At 66.9% G+C, this 20,357-nt stretch carries 14 protein-coding genes; 12 read left to right on the forward strand and 2 right to left on the reverse strand.

The window, feature by feature from the left end:
* Positions 1-105 precede the first annotated feature (105 nt).
* Both AC6A67_RS02405 and AC6A67_RS02410 read left to right on the forward strand, forming a co-directional pair.
* Positions 106-3,492, forward strand: a complete 3,387-nt coding sequence (locus AC6A67_RS02405) for an acetyl-CoA carboxylase family protein (RefSeq protein WP_498034931.1) — start codon at positions 106-108, stop codon at positions 3,490-3,492.
* A gap of 271 nt (positions 3,493-3,763) precedes the next feature.
* Entirely contained in the window at positions 3,764-5,491 is a 1,728-nt protein-coding gene (locus AC6A67_RS02410) for an AMP-binding protein (protein ID WP_498034933.1), read from the forward strand.
* Positions 5,492-6,099: 608 nt separating this feature from the next.
* Here the strand turns inward: AC6A67_RS02410 and AC6A67_RS02415 are convergent.
* Positions 6,100-7,335 (reverse strand): ABC transporter substrate-binding protein, encoded by a 1,236-nt coding sequence (locus AC6A67_RS02415; RefSeq protein WP_498034934.1) that lies wholly within the window; start codon positions 7,333-7,335, stop codon positions 6,100-6,102.
* A gap of 377 nt (positions 7,336-7,712) precedes the next feature.
* Positions 7,713-8,207: a hypothetical protein gene (locus AC6A67_RS02420; RefSeq protein ID WP_498034935.1), complete on the reverse strand. Its 495-nt coding sequence runs from the start codon at positions 8,205-8,207 to the stop codon at positions 7,713-7,715.
* A gap of 256 nt (positions 8,208-8,463) precedes the next feature.
* Here AC6A67_RS02420 and AC6A67_RS02425 point away from each other — a divergent pair, with 256 nt between their 5' ends.
* The 10 genes from AC6A67_RS02425 to AC6A67_RS02470 all read left to right on the forward strand — a co-directional run bounded on the left by AC6A67_RS02425 (position 8,464) and on the right by AC6A67_RS02470 (position 20,220).
* Positions 8,464-9,471, forward strand: coding sequence for a tellurite resistance TerB family protein (locus AC6A67_RS02425; protein WP_498034937.1), 1,008 nt, complete (start codon positions 8,464-8,466; stop codon positions 9,469-9,471).
* A 374-nt stretch (positions 9,472-9,845) separates the two neighbouring features.
* Positions 9,846-11,441, forward strand: coding sequence for an OpgD/OpgG family glucan biosynthesis protein (locus AC6A67_RS02430; protein ID WP_498034939.1), 1,596 nt, complete (start codon positions 9,846-9,848; stop codon positions 11,439-11,441).
* 495 nt (positions 11,442-11,936) lie between these two features.
* On the forward strand, positions 11,937-12,695 hold the full coding sequence (gene aztA, locus AC6A67_RS02435; protein ID WP_498034940.1) for a zinc ABC transporter ATP-binding protein AztA: 759 nt from the start codon (positions 11,937-11,939) through the stop codon (positions 12,693-12,695).
* Positions 12,696-12,863: 168 nt separating this feature from the next.
* On the forward strand, positions 12,864-13,739 hold the full coding sequence (locus AC6A67_RS02440) for a metal ABC transporter permease (protein WP_498034941.1): 876 nt from the start codon (positions 12,864-12,866) through the stop codon (positions 13,737-13,739).
* Between the two features lie 382 nt (positions 13,740-14,121).
* Positions 14,122-15,084: a CobW family GTP-binding protein gene (locus AC6A67_RS02445; protein WP_498034942.1), complete on the forward strand. Its 963-nt coding sequence runs from the start codon at positions 14,122-14,124 to the stop codon at positions 15,082-15,084.
* A gap of 126 nt (positions 15,085-15,210) precedes the next feature.
* Positions 15,211-16,233: a WD40 repeat domain-containing protein gene (locus AC6A67_RS02450; protein ID WP_498034943.1), complete on the forward strand. Its 1,023-nt coding sequence runs from the start codon at positions 15,211-15,213 to the stop codon at positions 16,231-16,233.
* A gap of 50 nt (positions 16,234-16,283) precedes the next feature.
* Entirely contained in the window at positions 16,284-16,565 is a 282-nt protein-coding gene (locus AC6A67_RS02455; protein WP_498034945.1) for a hypothetical protein, read from the forward strand.
* Between the two features lie 251 nt (positions 16,566-16,816).
* Positions 16,817-17,479 (forward strand): GNAT family N-acetyltransferase, encoded by a 663-nt coding sequence (locus tag AC6A67_RS02460; protein ID WP_498034947.1) that lies wholly within the window; start codon positions 16,817-16,819, stop codon positions 17,477-17,479.
* A 190-nt stretch (positions 17,480-17,669) separates the two neighbouring features.
* Positions 17,670-19,052: a serine hydrolase domain-containing protein gene (locus AC6A67_RS02465; protein WP_498034948.1), complete on the forward strand. Its 1,383-nt coding sequence runs from the start codon at positions 17,670-17,672 to the stop codon at positions 19,050-19,052.
* A gap of 190 nt (positions 19,053-19,242) precedes the next feature.
* Positions 19,243-20,220 (forward strand): alpha/beta fold hydrolase, encoded by a 978-nt coding sequence (locus tag AC6A67_RS02470; RefSeq protein WP_498034949.1) that lies wholly within the window; start codon positions 19,243-19,245, stop codon positions 20,218-20,220.
* Positions 20,221-20,357 lie beyond the last annotated feature (137 nt).

Genomic DNA, 20,357 nt, shown 5'->3' on the forward strand with positions numbered 1-20,357 from the left:
ATTGACATAAAATCTCTCGCGACCTAGTTTCTGGCTAAAGCAAGGCAGCCCCGTCGCCTCGCCGCCAGCGCCTTGCTGGCCCCGGGACGCCAGACAGGAAAGACCATGAGCATCAAGCGGCTCCTCATCGCCAACCGTGGTGAAATCGCCATTCGCATTGCCCGGGCGGCTGCCGGCTGCGGCGTCGCCGCCATCGCGGTCTATGCCCAGGACGACGCCGCGTCGCTGCATGTGCGCGCCGCCGATGAGGCGGTGGCGCTCGAGGGCGTCGGCGCCGCCGCTTATCTCAATATCGAAAGTGTGATCGCCGCCGCAAAGGCTGCTGGCGCTGACGCCATCCATCCTGGCTATGGCTTCCTGGCGGAGAGCGCCGCTTTCGCCCGCCGCGCCGCCGAGGAGGGGATCATCTTCGTCGGTCCGCGCCCTGAACTGCTGGAGCAGTTTGGCGACAAGGCGAAAGCTCGCGCTTTGGCGCTGGCGGCGGGCGTGCCGCTGCTCGCCGGAACCACTGGCGCCGCCAGCCTCGCCGAGGTGCAGGACTTCTTCCGCGCCCAACAGGCGGAGCATGGCGATGGCGCGGCGGTGATGATCAAGGCCATCGCCGGCGGCGGTGGTCGCGGCATGCGCGCCGTATCGCGATTTGAGGATCTGGAAGAGGCCTACCGTCGCTGCCAGTCGGAGGCGAAGAGCGCCTTCGGCGACGACAGCGTCTATGTCGAGCGCTATCTGGACGCCGTGCGTCACATCGAGGTGCAGATCGTCGGCGACGGCCGCGAGGTCGTCCACCTCGGCGAGCGCGAGTGCACCATCCAGCGCCGCAACCAGAAGATCGTCGAGATCGCCCCCAGCCCGACCCTGTCGCCCGCCATGCGCGCGGCGGTGTGCGCGGCGGCGGAGCGGCTGGCGGCCCATGTCGGCTATCTCGGCCTCGGCACCTTCGAATTCCTCGTGCCCGCAGATGCTGCGCCGGATTCCACCGATTTCGCCTTCATGGAGGTGAACCCGCGCATCCAGGTGGAGCACACCGTCACCGAAGAGGTTTATGGCGTTGACCTGGTCGAGGCGCAGATCGCCATCGCCGGCGGCGCCAGCCTCGCCGAGGTCGGGTTGGCCCCTGGCATGCAGCCGCGCGGCTACGCCATCCAGCTGCGCATCAATATGGAGACCATCACGCCGGAGGGCGAGGCGCGTCCCGCTGGCGGCCGGCTCGAGGCCTATGACCCGCCGTCGGGTCCGGGCGTGCGCGTCGATGGCTTCGGCTATGTCGGCTACGTCACCAGCCCGCGCTATGACTCGCTGCTGGCCAAGCTCATCGTCCACAGCCGCTCCAGCGACTATGCCGAGGCCGTGCGGCGCACCCTGCGCGCCCTGCGCGAGTTCCGCATTGAGGGCGTCGCCACCAACATGCCGTTCCTGCGGGCGCTGCTGGCGCATCCGCAGTTCATCGCCAATGCGGTCAGCACCCGTTTCCTCGAGCAGAACATCGCCAGCCTGGTCGGTCCCGACGTGGCGCTGGCAGGCGATCTGTTCCACCCGCCGGCGCGCGCGGGCGGCGGGCGCAAGATCCGCTCGTCGAAGGAGCATGATCCGCTGGCGGTGTTTGGCGGCGCAGCCCCCGAGGTCGCCGATGAGGAACTGGCGCCCGGCGACGCCATCGTTGCGCCCGAGGGCATGGAGGCTATCTCCTCGCCATTGCAGGGCACCATCGTCAGCCTCGACGTCAAGCCAGGCGATGAGGTGCGCGAGGGCCAACCCTTGCTGGTGCTTGAGGCGATGAAGATGGAGCATGTGGTCTCGGCCGCATGCTCTGGCGTGGTGGCGCAAGTGCTGGTGGGCGCCGGCGACACGGTGTTTGAGGGCCATCCGCTGCTGTTCCTGACCCCGGGCCAAGTCAGCGGCGGCGCAGCTGAAGCGGCGGAGGAGATTGACCTCGATTACATCCGCCCCGACCTCGCCGAGGTGCTGGAGCGTCACGCCATCCTCTATGACGCGCGCCGTCCCGAGGCCGTGGCCCGCCGTCGCAAGACCAACCAGCGCACCGTGCGCGAGAATATCGCCGATCTGGTCGATGAGGGCAGCTTCGTCGAATATGGCGGCCTGGCGCTCGCCGCCCAGCGTCAGCGGCGCAGCTTCGACGAATTGCTGAAGATGAGCCCGGCCGACGGCATGGTCACCGGCCTCGGCGCGGTCAACGGCGCGCTGTTCGACGAGGACGCCGCGCGCTGCGCCGTCATGGGCTATGACTATTCGGTGTTCGCTGGCACCCAGGGCGTCATCAACCACCGCAAGAAAGACCGGCTGCTGGAGCTGTCGGCCAAATGGAAGCTTCCGATGGTGGCGTTCGCCGAAGGCGGCGGCGGTCGTCCTGGCGATGAGTGGCCGACGCCGGCCGGCCTCGACACCACCACGTTCACCCGCTTCGGCGCGCTGAGCGGGCTGGTGCCGACAGTGAGCATCGTCGATGGCCGCTGCTTCGCCGGCAATGCGGCGGTGGCCGGCGCCTGCGACGTGATCATCGCCACCAAAGGCGCCAATATTGGCATGGGCGGACCGGCGATGATCGAGGGCGGCGGTCTCGGCGTGTTCCGTCCTGAAGAGGTCGGCCCGGTCAGCGTCCAGGCCCCGAATGGCGTCATCGATATCGTTGTCAATGACGAGGCGGAGGGCGTCGCCGCCGCCAAAAAATATCTGTCCTATTTCCAGGGCCGCCTCAGCGCCTGGGATTGCGCCGACCAGCGCCTGCTGCGCGGCGCCATTCCGGAGAACCGCCTGCGCGCCTATGACGTGCGCCAGGTCCTCGAAACCCTGGCCGATGCCGGCTCGGTGCTGGAGCTGCGCGCCGGCTTTGGCCGCGCCATGATCACCGCCTTCGCCCGCTTTGAGGGTCGCCCGGTCGGCGTCATCGCCAACAACTCCCAGGTGCTCGGCGGGGCCATCGACGCCGACGCCGCCGACAAGGCGGCGCGCTTCATCCAGCTGTGCGACGCCTTCGATATTCCGATCGTCTCGCTGTGCGACACCCCTGGCATGATGGTGGGGCCGGAGGTGGAGAAAACCGCCCAGGTGCGCCACGTTTCGCGCATGTTCATCGCCGCCGCCAATGCCAGCGTGCCGATCTTCACCGTGGTGCTGCGCAAGGGCTATGGCCTTGGCGCCCTCGCCATGGCAGGCGGCGGCTCGCACGCCTCGTTCTTCGTGCTGGCGTGGCCGACCGGCGAATTCGGCGCCATGGGCCTCGAAGGCGGGGTCAAGCTGGCCTACCGCAAGGAACTGCTGGCCATTGAGGATGCGGACGCCCGCAAGGCCTGGTTCGACAGCATGGTCGCGGCTGAGTACGAGAAGAACAAGGCGCTGTCTGGGGCGACTTTCCTGGAGGTCGATGACGTCATCGACCCCGTCGACACCCGACGCTGGGTGTTGCGCGGCCTGCGCTCGCTGCCGAAGATCGCGCCGCGCGCGGGCAAAAAGCGGGCCAGCGTCGACGTCTGGTGATGCCGTTCCAGGGACGAACAGCGTAACCGCTAGCGCTCGCCGTCAATCTGCGGCGGGCGATCTTCGCCACCATGAGGCGAGCGCCGCGCGGTGGCCCGGGCGCCGGCCTTGGACGCGGGGCGATCAGGGGCGGTTTCGCCTGTTGTCGCGCATTACGCACATCAGACGTGTTCGTCAGATGGTAAAACGCTCTAACATGCACACGCCGTAGTGGTGGAAGCGACCCGCAGATGGTCGCGGCAGACAGCCTGAACAGATGCTGGAGTAAGGGATGAACGCGCAGGAGACGAGGCCGGCCTGGCTGGAGAATGAAGACGCCTATCTGGCGCATGTGCGCAAGCTGTGGGACGCCCGCTGGCCGCAGGGCGTGCCGCGCGCCCAGGTCTATCCGCTGGGCGAGCAGACGCTGAGCCATTATCTGCGCACCTGGGCCACCCGTATGCCCGAGCGCCCGGCGTTGTATTATTATGACGGCGTCGTCACCTGGGCCGAGCTGGACCGCCTCAGCGACCAGTGCGCCGCCATGCTGCACGGCCTTGGCGTGCGCAAGGGCGACACCGTCGGCGTGTTCCTGCCCAATTGCCCGCAATTCGTCATCGCCTTCCACGCCATCCTCAAGCTCGGCGCCATCCATGTGCCGGTGAACCCGATGTTCCGCGAGGCGGAGCTGGTTTACGAGCTCAATGATACGGCGGCCAGGGTGCTGATCGCCCAGGACGAATTGCTGCCCGTGGTCGCAGCGGCGCAAGCCCAGACCTCGTTGCAGCACGTCTTCGCCACCTCACTGTCGGAATATCTGCCGGCGGAGCCCTTTGGCCCGCTGCCAGCGGGCCTCGACGCGCCGCGTCCGGCGCTGCCTGAGGGTGTGCGCGACTTCATGACCGCGGTGCGCGCCGAGACCGTAACGCCGCCGCAGGTCGAGGTTGGCCTCGATGACATCGCCGCGCTGAACTACACCGGCGGCACCACTGGCATGCCCAAGGGCTGCGTCCACACCCAGCGCGACATGGTGATGACCGGCGCCAGCATCTGCAGCATCACGGCGGAGATTGGTCCGGACGATGTCATCATCAATTTCTGGCCGATCTTCTGGATGGCCGGCGAGGACATGGCGCTGGTCGCGCCGATCATCGCGGGCGCGGCCTGCGTGCTGATGGCGCGCTGGGACGCCCAGGCCTGGCTGGCGCAGACCGAGCGCTACAAGGCGACGGTCACCGCCATGGTGGTCGATAACGCCGTCGAGATCATGGAGCGGCCCGACGCCAGCAATTACGATCTGTCGTCGCTGAAGGAGGCGCTGGTCGCGTCTTTCGTCAAGAAGCTCAACGTCGACTTCCGCGATCGCTGGCGGGCGCTGACCGGCACGACGCTGCGCGAGGCGGCGTGGGGCATGACCGAAACCCACTCCTTCGACAGCTTCACCCGTGGCTTCCAGGAGGGGAATTTCGACCTCAATTCGCGCCAGGTGTTCTGTGGGCTGCCGACGGGCGCGACCGATTTCAAGATCCTGGAGTTCGGCTCCAACGTGCTGATGCCATTGGGCCAGGAGGGCGAGTTGTGCGTGCGCACGCCGTCGCTGCTCAAGAGCTACTGGAACAAGCCAGACGCCACCGCCGAAGGCCTGGTAGATGGCTGGCTGCGCACCGGCGACATCGGCATGATCACCGAGGACGGCTTCATCCTGTTCCTCGGCCGGCGCAAGGAGATGCTCAAGGTCAAGGGCATGAGCGTGTTCCCGACCGAGATCGAGGCGGTGCTCGGTCAGCACCCCTCGGTGACGGGCAGCGGCGTGATCGGCCGCGAAGATCCGGTGAAGGGACAGGTGCCGATTGGCTTCGTCACGGTGAAGGACGCCACCACCGCCGAGGACCTGCTGGCCTTCTGCCGCGAGCGCCTCGCCGTCTACAAATTGCCAGAACTGCGTGTGGTCGAGGCGCTGCCGATGACCGCCACCGGTAAGGTCAAGAAGGAAGAGCTGGCGCAGACCTTCCTCTGCTGATACCAGGATGCGAAGATGCTGACGCATCCGCATCCTGAAATGCTCAGGCGCCGCACGGGCTTAACCAGAACCCGATGAGTCATACTCATCCGGTTCTGGTATGAGCCTGTCGCACGGCGCTTTTTCCACGAGCCCTGGTTACACATGGCCAGGGATCACGCAACGCCTCTCTGCACCGATGAGCAGTGATCGCCATGGGGTGGTTGCGCCGTGGCGAGCCTCCCATGGCGGCTGCGCGCCTCGCCGTAGGTCGCCGCGGCCCGGCGCCGCACAACGCAATCTTCCCCAAGCAGGACGCGTACATGGGTGCGCGGCGCGCCAGGCGAGGCCCTCAAGGTCAGCGCATTTCGGGGCAGCGCCATCAACGCTTGCGCGCAAAAGAAAAGCCGCCCCGAGGGACGGCTTTTCCATGTTTGCCGGACTGCACCCATAAGAGGGGGGGGAGTGCGGCCCGGCAATCCATCAAACTCACGCCATCGAACTCACGCCATCGAACGCCGCCATGCGAGTCGTCGCCGGCGGGTCGTCTCCGACTGGCCGACGGCTTGCTGTGGCGCCCTGTGAGCCGGAGCGCGGCGCGGTGAGACCTGACCCACCGCGCCAGCACCTCATTTCTTTTCGCCAGCCTTCGGGTTGAGCAGCTTGCACTCGCTCTCCTCAGCCGGAATGAACACCTCGACCGCCGGATATTTGTTGACCAGGGCCAGCAGATCGTCGGGGTTCTTCATCTCTTCCGGCTTCTTCACGGTCGCGTAATACATGTCGCGCATCAGGCGGCCGTCGGCGCGGATCTTTGCGTCCTTGGTGAAGAAGTCGTTGACCGGCGTGTCCTTCATCTTGCCCAGCACCGGCTTGGTCTCCGTCGTGCCGGCGGCCTTGACGGCCTTCAGATAATGGGTGACGGCGCTGTAGACATTGGCCTGCGGGTCAGTCGGCAGCTTGCCGAACTTGGCCTTGAAGCGATCGGCGAATTTCTGCGTGCCGTCGTTCTCGCCCCAATAATAGCTGAGCACGGCCGGCATGCCGGCGGTGGCCTTGTTGCCGAGGCCCTGCACGTCGACGGTGGTCAGCGAGAACGGCACGAACTGCTGGCCGCCGGCGCCAATGCCAAACTCGTCGGCCTGCTTGATGCCATTGATCAGGTCGGCGCCGCCGCCGATGTGGGCGATGTTCTTCGCCTTGGAATTCTGCGCCTGCAGCAGGAACGAGCTGAAGTCAGCCGAGTTGAGCGGGAAGCGCACGGCGCCGAGGAACTTGCCGCCGTTCTTCTCGATCAGCTTCTTGGCGTCGGCCTCGATCGAATGGCCCGCGGCGTAGTCGACGGTGAGCGAATACCAGGTGTTGCGCTCAGGCGTCGTGCTGCCCTTCACGGTCAGATTGGCGACAGCGTAGCCATCATTGGCCCATTGCATGCCATTCGGCGAGCAGGCCTTGCCGGAAATGTCGCGGCTGGAGGCCATGGAGACGACAAGGATCTTGTCCTTCTCTTCGGCGAGCTTCTGCACCGCCAGCGCCACGCCGGACGAGTAGATGTCGAAGATGGCGCCGACGCCGTCGACGTCGAACCAGCGACGGGCGATCGACGAGCCGATGTCCGGCTTGTGCATGTGGTCGGCGACCACGACCTCGATCGGCTTGCCGAACAGCTCGCCGCCGAAATCCTCAACCGCCATGCGCGCGGCCACGGCCGAGCCCTCGCCAGTAATGGTGGAATAGACCGATGCGCGGTCATTGAGCACGCCGATCTTGACTGGGCCCTGCTGGGCCTGGGCCGCGCCGGCCATCGCCGTAAACGCGGTCGCCGCCAATGCGCCCGCAACGGCGCCGCGGATGACTGTCTTCATGTCGCCCCTCCCACGGCGCGCATGACTGTTGCATGCGTCGCCCGATAGTGTCCTGTGCTGGCGCTACGCCTTGCGCGCGCTGATGCCCCTGGCCGACGCTGCAGCCGGCGCCGTGCATGATCTCAGCCGCCGCGCCTGTCAGGGCGCCCCGCCAGTCGTCCGGCATGCGGCTCTAACGCACGGCGCGCCGCCAATCTGTCAGACGCTCACGGGCGTCCCAACCGATTGATCATAGCTTAACGCATGCGCCACACCACGCAGTTTCCATGAGGGGACGGAAAATGTCAACGTATTGATGTAACCTGCAGTGCACGCATGGCGCCCAGATCTGCCATGCATCTGGCGTCGCTGGGCAATTGCCGTTTTTCCAGCCTCTGTCAGTCGTGCTCTGGCGAGGGTTGACCTGGGATAATCACCGGCTTTGTGTCGTTTTCCACGGCGAGGCGGGCCTCAGCTTCGGTGCGGCGCAGCCAGGCGTAAAGGATGCAGGCGAGCATGAAGGGCAGCAGCGCAAACAGCGGCAGCGCCTCGCCGCTATGGGTGCGCCAGACGATCACCGCCAGATTGACCAGGGCGATGGCGAGGCAGGCGTAAGCCGGCAGGCGCGGAAAGGCGAACACCGGCGCGCCGCGCACCGGGCGGAAGCCGTGCACACCACGAAAGCCGGCGACGCTGTAGATATAGAACCGGCCGGCGGCGCCAAAATTCAGCCGCTGCGCCACCGCGGGTTCTGCCCGCAGATTGCGCAGCGGAATGGTGACGCCCTCAGCGTCGATGATGTCGAGCGCGGCGTAGTGCGCCGGGCGGCGTCCAGCGGCGGGCCGGGTGATCTGCACCTCGTCGAGCGTGCCGTCAATTGCGATGGGCTTCACGGTTACTCCATGTCATGGCGGGATGTCTTGCCCCATGGCGGTTTCTGACGCAACAATCGCCGCTCAACGCCGCGCTGGGGCGATGCTGGCGCCCGTGGCGGCGCGAGGCTGTCGCACTCTGGTTGGCGCGCTGGCGGAACCGCTGGCCCCCTATTGTCGTTGTCTTCCCGCCGTGAGGCCGGGGCCTTTCAGATCTGGCCGCCAAACCGCATCCGCCGCAGTGTTTGGCGGAGCCGCGGACAAGGGAGCGCAGTGCATGTTTGACGCCAAAAAAATTCTCGACGCGCTGATCGGCGCTTCCGCCATTGACCCACGCAGCCAGGGCGGTCAGCCGGGCGCTGGGGCAGGAAGCGCGACAGGGGGTGGAGCAGGGCCTGGCGGCTTCGGCGGGCTCGGAGACCTGCTCGGCCAGGTGCTCGGGGGCGGCCAGCAGGGCGGCGCAGGCCAGTCTGGCGCTGGGCAATCTGGTGGCGGCGGCTTGGGCGGCGGTCTCGGAGATCTGCTTGGCGGCATCCTGGGCGGCGGGCGTGGCGGCGCTCCAGCGCCTGGCGAGGCTGGCGGCGCGGGCGTGGGGCCAAGGGGCGGCGCAGAAAGCGGCGCAGGCAATTCCTTGCAGGACGCGCTCACCCGTATGGCCGGTCCCCAGGCCGGCGGCCTGCTCAAGCAGGCGATGGATTTTGCCAAAACGCCGCAGGGCGCGGCGGTGCTTGCAGGCCTCGCCGGCCTGATGCTGAACAAGACCGGGAGCAGGGTGTCTGGCAGCGCCGCCAAACTCGGCGGCGCCGCGTTGGTTGGCGGCCTCGCCTATAAGGCCATGCAGGAGTGGCAGCGCGGCGCGGCCCCGGCTGAAACCCAGGCGAGCGTGCCGGCGCCGGCCCCTGGAGGCAGCGCATTCGCCGCCGACCAGCAATCCAATGAAGAATCGCTGGCGCTGGTGCAGGCGATGATCGCCGCCGCCGCCGCCGACGGCCAGGTCGACGCCGCCGAGCGGACGCGCATCACCGGCGCGCTGGGCTCGGTGTTGCCCCAGGAGGAGGCGCAATTCCTCGATGCGGCTTTCGCCAACCCGCTGACCGCCGCCCAACTCGCCGATCTGGCGACCGGTCCGGAGCATGCGGCGCAAATCTATGAAGCGGCCCGCATCGCCATTGATCCGGACACCCCGGCGGAACAGGCGTTTCTGCGCGACCTGCGCCAGGGCCTCGGGCTCGAGGACGGTCTTGTCGCTCATCTTGACGCCGCCGCCCTTAGCGCCCGCGCCTGACCCGTCTTCGACATACGGCGATCTCCGCCGCGCGCCGCCATCGCGGTGGCGCGCCTCCCTAGGCTGGGGAGGCGCGCTGCAGCTCATGCCGACGCTCAAGCTCATGCCGACGCTCATCTGTCGGCGCGCGGCGCGCTTGCCGGCCCATGCCAGGTCTGTTTCCCGTCGTCGCCGGGACAGGCCTGCCGCCGGGCGCTCCGCCTGCGCTGCGCTCAACAGTTGGCCAGGCGCGCACTTGCGTCGGTTATCACTTGTCGACGCCGCCTGCGGCCACGAAGATGACGCAAAGACCGTCCACCCCAACATATGCGTGCGCCGGTCAACCGATCGACGTCGCCAATTGTCAGTTTGCTGTCCGGAGCAACGCCCCGCCCATGCTTGATCGCCGCTCATTTCTGACCGCCTCCGCCGCCACCGCCGGTCTCGCCGCAGCGGGTTTCTCATCGCAGGCGCTGGCCGACGCCGGGCTCAAGCTCGGCCCCGCCGCGCCGTTCTCGTTTGAGGCGCTGAAGGCGCGGGCAAAAGCGCTTGCCGCCAAACCATACAAGGCGCCGGCCTCGCCAGATCCGGCGGTGCTCGACGCCATCGATTATGACGCGCATGGCAAGATCAAATTCCGGGCCGATGACGCGTTGTTCGCCGATGGCCCCGGCGCGTATCCGGTGACCTTTTTCCACCTTGGCCGCTTTTTCCAGCGCCCGGTGCGCATGCGGGTCGTCGCCGACGGCAAGGCGCGCGAGATCATTTATGAGCCGCGCTATTTCGACATGCCGGCGGATTCCGTTGCGCGCAAGCTGAAGGAAAATTCAGGCTTCGCCGGCTTCCGCTTCCAGGAGAGCCGCTTCGGCGACCAGCAGAAGAAGCCGTGGCGCAGCAATGACTGGGTGGCTTTCCTTGGAGCCTCCTATTTCCGCGCCATCGGCGGGCTGTACCAATATGGCCTGTCAGCGCGTGGCCTCGCCATCGACAGCGCCGCCCCTGGCAAGGGCGAGGAATTCCCCGATTTCACCGAGTTCTGGTTCGAGACGCCTGCAAATGACGGGCCGACCGTGGTGGTCTATGCGCTGCTTGAGGGCCCATCGGTCACCGGCGCCTATCGCTTCGAGATGACGCGCGGCGCCGAGGACGTGATGATGGACATCACGGCGCAGGTGCATGTGCGCCAGGCGGTGTATCGCTTCGGCCTCGCGCCGCTGACCTCGATGTACTGGTTCTCGGAGAAGGCCAAGACGACCATGATCGACTGGCGTCCCGAGGTGCATGATTCCGATGGCCTCGCCATGTGGACCGGGGCGGGCGAGCGCATCTGGCGGCCGCTCAATAATCCGCCCTTCATCACCGCCTCCGCCTTCGCTGATGATAATCCGCGCGGCTTCGGCCTGATGCAGCGCGATCGTGACGTCGATCATTATCTCGACGGCGTGCATTATGAGCGCCGCCCCAGCGCCTGGGTCGAGCCCGTCGGCGCGTGGGGCAAGGGCACGGTTCAGCTGATCGAATTGCCCACCGATGACGAGATCCACGACAATATCGTCGCCATGTGGACGCCCGCTGCGGCGACGGCGCCGGGGCAGGTGCATGACATCCGCTACAAGCTGCACTGGGTGAATGGCGACCCCTTCTTCCCGGACAATCTGGCGCGCTGCATCGCCACCCGCCTCGGCAGGGGTGGCGTACCGGGCCAGCCGCGACCCCAGGGCGTGCGCAAATTCATGCTCGAATTCCTCGGCGGCCCGCTCAAGGATCTGAAATTTGGCGAGAAGCCGGAGGTGGTGCTGAGCGCCTCGCGTGGCGCCTTCTCGTATGTATTCGCTGAAGCCGTGCCCAATGACGTGCCAGGCCAGTGGCGCGCCCAGTTCGATTTCAAGGTCGAAGGCGCCGAGCCGGTGGAGATGCGCTGTTACCTGCGCCTCGGCGACAGGGTGCTGTCGGAAACCTGGCTGTACCAATATTTCCCGCAGCAGGGCTGATCGTCGTGTCAGTGCGCTGGCGGTGAGGGGAGGGCGGGGCCACCGGCGCCGCCCTTTTTGTCGCCATGGAGGGACCGGCGCCTGAAATGTAATATTGGAACGTTGCATTCAAGGCGCTATATTGCGGCCTGCCAATGAGGCTGCGCCAGTCGGCGTTGCTGGCAGGGCGCGGAGTGCGGGCGTGACGGCGGTGACAGGCGACAGGCAGGCGGACGGGGCCACGACGCGCGATAGCCGTGGAGAGGCTGGCCACGCCCATCATGATCATGCGGGACATGGCCACGCACATGAACAGCACGGTCATGACGATCACGGCCACAGTCATGCGCATGCCCATACCCACGCTCACACCCACGCAGGCCCTACGGAGCGTGCCACCTTGCAGCCGCAGACGCCGGGCTTCTCCCTAATGCGCGCCTCGCTGGGCGGGCGGCTGGCCATCGCCACGGGTATTATCGCCATGCTGTGGGCCGCCATCGCCGGAGTGTTGTGGGCATGAGCACGACGCGCCTCGCCCAGGATCCGATCCTGACCTTCACCAATGTGACGCTTGGCTATGATCGCCACCCGGCGGTGCATCATCTGCATCTGGCCGTAAAGCGCGGCGCGCTGACCGCCGTCGTCGGCCCCAATGGCGCAGGCAAATCGACCTTGCTCAAGGCCGCCGCAGGTCTGATCCGGCCGCTGGAGGGCGCGATCCATCGCGGCGCGCCTGCCCGCGACGTGGCCTATCTGCCCCAGGCGGCGGCGCTGGACAGCAGCTTCCCGCTGACCGTCTACGATCTGGTGGCCATGGGGCTGTGGGAGCGCTGCGGCCTGTTCGGGCGGATTGGCCGAAGCTACGCCAGCCGCATCGCCGCCGCCCTGGAGGCGGTCGGCCTCACCGGCTTCGAGCGCCGGCCGATCGGCTATCTCTCGGGCGGGCAATTGCAGCGCGCCCTGTTCGCCCGCCTGCTGCTGCAGGATGCGCAGCTGATCCTGCTTGACGAGCCTTTCAATGCGCTCGACGCGGCCACCATCGCCGATCTGACCGCCCTGGTGCAACGCTGGCGCGACGAAGGCCGCACCGTGCTCGCCGCCTTGCACGATCTCGATCTGGTGCGGGCGGCGTTTCCGGAGACGCTGTTGCTGGCGCGCGAACTGATCGGCCATGGCCCCACCGCCACGGTGCTCACCCCCGACAATCTGGCGCTGTGCCGGCGCATGGTCGAAGCCGCCGATCCGCACGCCGCCGCCTGCAGCCGCGCCGCCTGAGGCGCCTGCCTGGATGCGCAATGGCCGGCCCGGCGCTGCGACGGGCCGCAAATGCAAACATCAGCCGCAACGCCGACGCGACCTGACCTCACCTTCGATGATTTGAGCGAATGATGATGTCTCAGCCTCCGTGGCTGCAGGCATTCGCTCCGGGACCCAAGACACTCCATGCAAGCCCTTTACGCCTGGCTGATCGCCCCCTTTGTTGAGTTTGACTTCCTGCGGCGGGCGCTTGTCGGCGCGCTGGCTTTGGCGCTGTCGGGCGCGCCTATCGGCGTATTCCTGATGCTGCGGCGCATGAGCCTGACCGGCGACGCCATGGCCCACGCCATTTTGCCCGGCGCCGCCATCGGCTATCTGCTCTACGGCCTGTCATTGCCTGCGATGACTATCGGCGGCCTCGCCGCCGGTTTCGTCGTGGCGCTGCTGGCAGGCCTCGTGGCGCGGCTGACGCAATTGCGCGAGGACGCCTCGATGGCGGCGTTCTATCTGCTGTCGCTGGCGCTGGGCGTCACCATCGTCTCGTTGCGCGGCTCCAATGTCGATCTCCTGCATGTGCTGTTCGGCTCGGTGCTGGCGCTCGACGACGCCACCATGCTGCTGCTCGGCGGCGTCGCCACGGTGACGCTGCTGGCGCTGGCCGCGCTGTGGCGGCCGCTGGTGATGGAGTGTGTCGATCCTGGCTTCCTGCGCTCGGTCAGCCGGGTCGGGGCACCGACGCATCTGGCGTTTCTGGTGCTGCTGGTGCTCAATCTGGTGGCCGGTTTCCATGCGCTCGGCACCTTGCTGGCCGTGGGCATCGTCGTGCTGCCGGCGGTGGCGGCGCGCTTCTGGGCGCGGCAGATCACTGGCATGGCGCTGGGCGCGGCGCTGATCGCCGCGCTGTCAGGCTGGCTCGGCCTTGCGCTGTCCTATCATTACGGCCTGCCAGCCGGCCCGGCGATCATTCTGGTGGCCGGGGTGATCTATCTGCTGTCGCTGCTGTTAGGCGCTGTGGGCGGCGTGGCCTGGCGCGCGCTTCCGGGCCGCCATCTCGAGGCCTGACGCCGCGCCCGATGCTCAGGGCGCATCGGGCGCCGGGCACGCCTGTGCGGCGACGGAGCCTTTCAGGTCGCGGATGCGTCAGCATCTTCGCGGCCTGGTTTGATAACTGGAAGCGGCTACGGGGGCTTCCCCTCGGGCCATTTCGACCAATATATCTTGCAGCCAACAACGACCGGCTGCCAGCTGTCAGGCCCCTGCGGGCGTATCAGGCGGCGCGCCAGTTTTCTTCAGCATGAGCGATCACAGTCGCCTCGCTCATGCTCCGGAGCATTTTCAGCGAACGTCGGTTCGCTGCGGATGCTTCGACCATCTGTCATGACGCATTTTCGTTTCGGAAGCCTTCCTGCTTCTTGCGAGAATGCTCCAGCGTTCGGAGCCCCACATGTCCGACAAGATCCCCGTCACCGTGCTCACCGGCTATCTCGGCGCCGGCAAGACCACCTTGCTCAACCGCATCCTCAGCGAGCAGCACGGCAAGAAATTCGCCGTGGTGGTCAATGAGTTCGGCGAGGTCGGCATCGACAATGAGCTGGTGATCGGCGCCGACGAAGAAGTGTTCGAGATGAACAATGGCTGCGTCTGCTGCACGGTGCGCGGCGACCTGATCCGCATCATCGACGGCCTGATGAAGCGCAAGGGCGGTTTTGACGGCATCATCGTCGAGACCACGGGCCTCGCCGATCCTGCCCCCGTGGCCCAGACCTTCTTCATGGACCAGGACGTGCAGGACCGCACCCGGCTTGATGCGGTCGTGACGGTGGTCGACGCCAAATGGCTGACCCAGCGCCTCCAGGATGCGCCGGAGGCGCACAACCAGATCGCCTTCGCCGACGTGCTGATCCTCAACAAGACCGATCTGGTGACAGAGGACGAGCTGGCCGAGGTGGAGAAGCGCATCCGCGCCATCAACCGCTACGCCAGGCTGCACCGCACCCAGAACGCCAATGTCGCCATCGATGAGGTTTTGGGGCGCAACGCCTTCGACCTCGACCGCATTCTCGATCTTGAGCCGGACTTCCTCGAGGAAGGCCATCACCATCACCACAATGATGACATCCAGTCGGTGTCCTTCACCATCGATGGCGAGGTCAATCCGGACAAGTTCCTGCCCTGGCTCAATGATTACGCCCAGCGCGAGGGCGGCAATCTGCTGCGCTCCAAGGGCATCCTCGCATTTCCGGGCGAGCCGAAGCGCTTCGTCTTCCAGGGCGTGCACATGATGCTCGACGGCGATCTGCAGCGCGACTGGCGCGCCGATGAGAAGCGCACCTCGAAAATCGTGATGATCGGTCGTGACCTCGACCGTGCGGCGATCGAGAAGGCGTTTCTCGCCTGCGCCGCCTGATGGCGATGCCCCGATGCGTATGAACCATCGGGGCAGATTGTCCGCGCAGCTTCCCAATCCCGCCCTGTCAGATCATGCTGCGGCGTCGCGTTGCGGCGCGCCGCCCATTCAGCTTCGGTGAACCAGATGTCCAGCGCTTCTTCCGCCGCCCCGACCGGGGCCGTCACCTCGCTCCTGCAGCATACCCGCCTGTTTGAGGCAGGCGCCCATGTCACCGGCGCCGGCTTTATGGGCGCGACGGCGGCGCTGGCCCTGGGCGACGGCGATGTGCTGCTGGTGGAAGGCGAGGCCGAGCGGCGCGTGGCGGCGCATCCGGGCGGCGCGGCGCTGGTCGCCGCCGCTGCTGGCGACAGCCTGATCACCGGCGGCGACGATGGCCGGGTGGTGGCGACCTTCGCCAATGGCGACACCCAGGACATCGCCAGTGAGAACGGCCGCTGGATCGACGCGGTGGCGAGCAGCAATGGCGCCATCGCCTGGAGCTTCGGCAAGCAGGTGGCGGCGCGCGACGCCAAGGGCAATGTCCGCCGTATCGAGGCGCCGTCCAGCGTGCGTGGCGTCGCCTTTGCGCCCAAGGGCTACCGGCTGGGCCTCGCCCATTACAATGGCGCCAGCCTGTGGTTTCCCAATACGGATGCGGCGCCGGAGAGCCTGTTCTGGAAGGGCTCGCACCTCGACGCCTGCTTCTCGCCGGATGGCCGTTTCTTCATCACCTCGATGCAGGAGAACATGCTGCATGGCTGGCGGCTGGCCGACAAGAAGGACATGCGCATGTCCGGCTATCCGGCCAAGCCGCGCTCGCTGGCCTGGTCGCCAGATGGCCTGTGGATGGCCACCTCGGGCGCCGACGCCGCCATTATCTGGCCGTTCGAGGCCAAGGATGGGCCAATGGGCAAGGCCCCGCGTGAGTGTGGCGTGCGTCCGGCCAAGGTGAGCCAGGTGAGCTACCATCCGCGCGCCCCTATCCTCGCCATTGGCTATGACGATGGCGCCGTGATGCTGGTGCGGATGACCGATAATTCCGAGCTGATGGCGCGCATGCCTGGCGACGGCGGGCCGGTGACGGCCATGGCCTGGGACGCCAAAGGCAAATTGCTGACCTTCGGCACGAGCGAAGGCGTCGGCGGCCTGCTGACCCTGCCGCTGTAACCATGGCGGGCGGCTGGTTCGGCAGGAAACCTGCTGCGGACAGAGGCGTTATGGAGCGCATCCGGGCCTGGGCGGCCGCCGCGCATGCTGGCGATGGCGTGCGCGATAATGCGTCTGGCGCCCTGGCGGCGGGCGGGCGGACTGGCCTGCCCGAGGCGCATTTCTCGGTGAATGAGATCATCTGCCGCGATCCAGGCTGCCCTGGCGTCGAAACGGTCATTCTGGTGATGCAGCCTAGCGCCCGCACCCGGGCGGTGAAACTGGCCAAAGCCATGGCCGAGGTCACCGAGCAGGATGTGCGCGCCGCAATGGCGGCGCCCGATCCGGCCTGAGCGCCAGCCCCACATGGCGTGCGACAGCCTGATGGCGCCGTTTGTCGCCGCAGCGCCTCGCGAAAGAGCGTTACGCTCCTGACAGATGCTGGATCGATCGCCAGCGGCTGTTTCATCGCCTTGACCGGCGCTGGCCCGGCTCGCATCGTATCGCCGGTTTGCAGGCAGGGTCCTTGCGCTGCGTGAGCGCGGCGCGCCGCAGCCGACGGCGGCGCCGGAGCTGCCAGCCGGTCGGAGACGAGGTGAGGCGGATGAACATGGCGCAATCCATGGGCGCGTGGCGCCCGCCACCCCGGCCGGCCTGGGACGGCATCGATGGTCACTGGGCGCAACTTGAGCCGCTCGACGCGCAGCGTCACCTCGCGGATCTCGCCGCCGCTTTCGCCGGCGCCGAAGCCAACTGGACCTATCTGCCGCCTGAACCGCCGCGTGACGCCGCCGGATGGCGGGACGTGCTTTCCAGCGCGCCAGCTGGCCCGGATGCGCTGAGTTGGGCGGTGCGCGATCGGGCACGCCAGCAGGTCACCGGCTTCCTCGCCATCATGAACATCAGGCCGGCGGATGGGGTCGCCGAAATTGGCTATGTGGCGTTTTCGCCCTTGCTGCAGCGCACGCCCGCCGCCACCGAGGCGGTTTATCTGCTATTGAGGCTGCTGTTCGACCTGGGCTATCGCCGGGTCGAATGGAAATGTGACGCTGAGAATATTGCCTCGCGCAAGGCCGCGGCGCGCTTCGGCTTTGTCGCCGAGGGCCTGTTCCGCCAGCACATGGTGCGCAAGGGCCGCAATCGCGACACCGCCTGGTTCGCCATGCTGGACGCCGACTGGCCGGCGCGGCGCGCTTGCCTTGAGGCATGGCTGGCCCCTGACAATTTCGACGCCGCCGGTGGCCAGAAGGCGCCGCTGGCGCGCTGAGGCGCGGGTTCCTTTAGGCCCTGATGTCATCCCGATTATCACTGTCGTTTCGCTGCAGCCGGCGTGGTTGAGGCGGTCGCCTCACGCAGAAAGCGCTGGCCTTCACCCCTGGGCGCGGTCAGGATGCGTGCGCGACCATCGCAAAGATGGGGCAGGCCGCAGTGAGCGGACGCAGGGAAGGAGACAGCGCATGGGCATTTGGGAATCGCATGGCGCGGGCAGCCGGCGCGTGACGCGCGGCCTTGCCGGCACGGTGAGCGCCATCGCCGTAACGGTTTGTCTTGCCGCCAGTCTGACGGCGGGCGCGGCGTTCGCCCAGTCCGCCAAGACCGCCCCCGCCTTGCCCGACCCTGTCGCCACCGATCCTGTGAAGATGGGCTGGATGGAAGGCTCGCCGCCGCCCAAGGACAAGATCATTCGCATGGTCGACGGCTCCATGCACAAATTCCCGCAGATCCGCTGGTCGTTCAATCACATGCGCGAATTGCTGCCGACGCGCAATGTGCCGCACGCAGCGCAGCCGTCGCCGCTGGCCGTCGACCTCAGGACAGCGGCGCTGGACGCCCTGCCGTTCCGCGCCATGGACGGCAAGGAGATGTCCTGGAAGGACATGCTGACCAATACCTATGCCGACAGCATCCTGGTGATGCACGACGGCAAGGTGATCTATGAGCAATATATGGGCGCGGCGGCGCCGGGTCGGCCGCACCAGTCGATGTCGGTGACCAAATCGATCGTCGGCACGCTGGCCGCCATGCTTGCCGCCGAGGGCAAGCTCGATCCCCAGGCCCCGGTCACCAAATATGTGCCGGAGTTGAAGGATTCCGCCTATGGCGACGCCACCGTGCGCGACGTGATGGATATGCGCATCGGCGTCGACTACACCGAGAACTATCAGGATCCGAAATCCAGCATCTGGGACTATGTCCGGGCCGGCGGGCTGACGCCGCGCCCGCCAGGCTATGCGGGACCGGACAATTTCAGCGAGTTCCTGCAGAACCTGAAGAAGCAGGGGCCGCACGGGGCGGATTTCGCCTACAAGACCTCCAACGCCGAGGTGCTGACCTGGATTGTCCGCCGCGCCAGCGACCGCAATTTGTCGGAATTGCTGCAGGAGAAGATCTGGGGGCCGATGGGCGCCGAGAGCGACGCCTATTTCCTCATCGATCCGGCGGGCGATGAATCCGGCGGCGGCGGCTTCAACGCCACGCTGCGCGACATGGCCCGCTTCGGTGAATTGATGCGCAACGACGGCAAGCTCGGCGACCGGCAGATTATCCCGGCCAGCGTGGTGGCCGATATCCGCAAGGGCGGCGACAAGGCGGCCTTCGTGCCGGCGGGTTACAAGACCCTGCCGGGCTGGTCGTATCGCGACATGTGGTGGGTCACCGGCAACGCCAATCAGGCGTTCATGGCGCGCGGCATCCATGGCCAGTCGATCTATGTCGATCCGGCGGCGAAAATGGTGATCGTGCGCTTCGCCTCGCACCCGGTGGCGGGCAATGTGTTCAATGACCCCATCACCCTGCCGGCCTATGCGGCCATGGCGGAGCATCTCAAGCAGCAAAAATAGTCGGTTGGGCCCAGGGCCTTGCTGATGGGCGACGCCTGCGGGCGTCGCGCCTTGCCAGGGTTGGCCCGCCGCGCATTGCGATCGGGGCGGCGGCGGCGCTACAAACCAGAAGCGCGGCGGCGCAGGGCGTCGCTGCAGCGCCATATGAGCCAGGCGACAGAGATCTGGCGGTTCAGGGGGGAGGGGTGTCGTGACCGGGATCAAGCGCACAATCATTGAGGCCAATGGCCTCGCCTTTTCGGCGCTGGTCGCCGGCGACAGCGGCCCGCTCGTGGTGCTGTGTCATGGTTTCCCCGAGCTGGCCTGGTCGTGGCGCCACCAGATTCCGGCCATCGCCGCTGCGGGTTTTCGCGTCGTCGCGCCAGATATGCGCGGTTATGGCGCCACCGGCGGCCCTGACGATCTGGACGCCTATTCGATCTTCCATCTGACCGGCGACGTGGTGGGTATCGTCGAGGCGATGGGCGAGAAGGATGCAATCCTCGTGGGTCACGACTGGGGCGCCAGCGTGGTGTGGCACACGGCGATGTTCCGCCCCGACCTGTTCCGCGGCGTCTGCGCCATGAGCGTGCCGTTCCAGCCGCGCCGCCCGGGCAAGCGACCGACCGAGGTCTACCGCGCCATCAGCGCCGCGCGGGGCTTGGGCGATTTCTATTGGGTGGCGTTTACCGATGAGGGGCGGGCCGAAGCCGAACTGGAGCAGGATGTCCGCCGCTCCATGCTGGCCTTCCTTGGCGGCATCGCCGGCAAGGACCTTGTCGCCGACCGCTGGTTGATGTGGGCTGACGCTGACGGGCGGCTGCTGCAATTGCACAGTCCGCGGCCACTGCCGGCCTGGATGACCGAGGCTGAACTGCAGCCCTTCGTCGACGCCTTCGCCAGCGGCGGCTTCCGCCGGCCGATTCACTGGTACCGCAACATTGATCGCAATTGGGAGCAGAGCGCGCCGTGGCTAGACGCCGGTATTCGCATTCCGGCCCTGTTCATCACCGGAGAAAACGACCCGGTTCGCGCCTTCCCCGGCTCCGGAGAGAAGCAATTGGCGACCTATGTCCCCGATCTGCGTGGCCATGTGGTGATCGAAGGCGCCGGGCATTGGGTGCAGCAGGAGAAGCCCGAGGCGGTGAACGCAGCGCTGCTGCCATTCCTTGACAGTCTGCGGGGGTGATGGCGGGGCGGAGGCAGTTGTCGGGGGCAGCTTCAGCTCAGGGGGCTGTCGGCTCTCGCCTTGGCGCCTGTCCACAAGCGCCACATGTTTCCGGCGCCGATTCGATGTTAGGATTAGAGCTATTACAGCTTTTAGCG

Source organism: Camelimonas sp. FR25, from assembly GCF_059740505.1.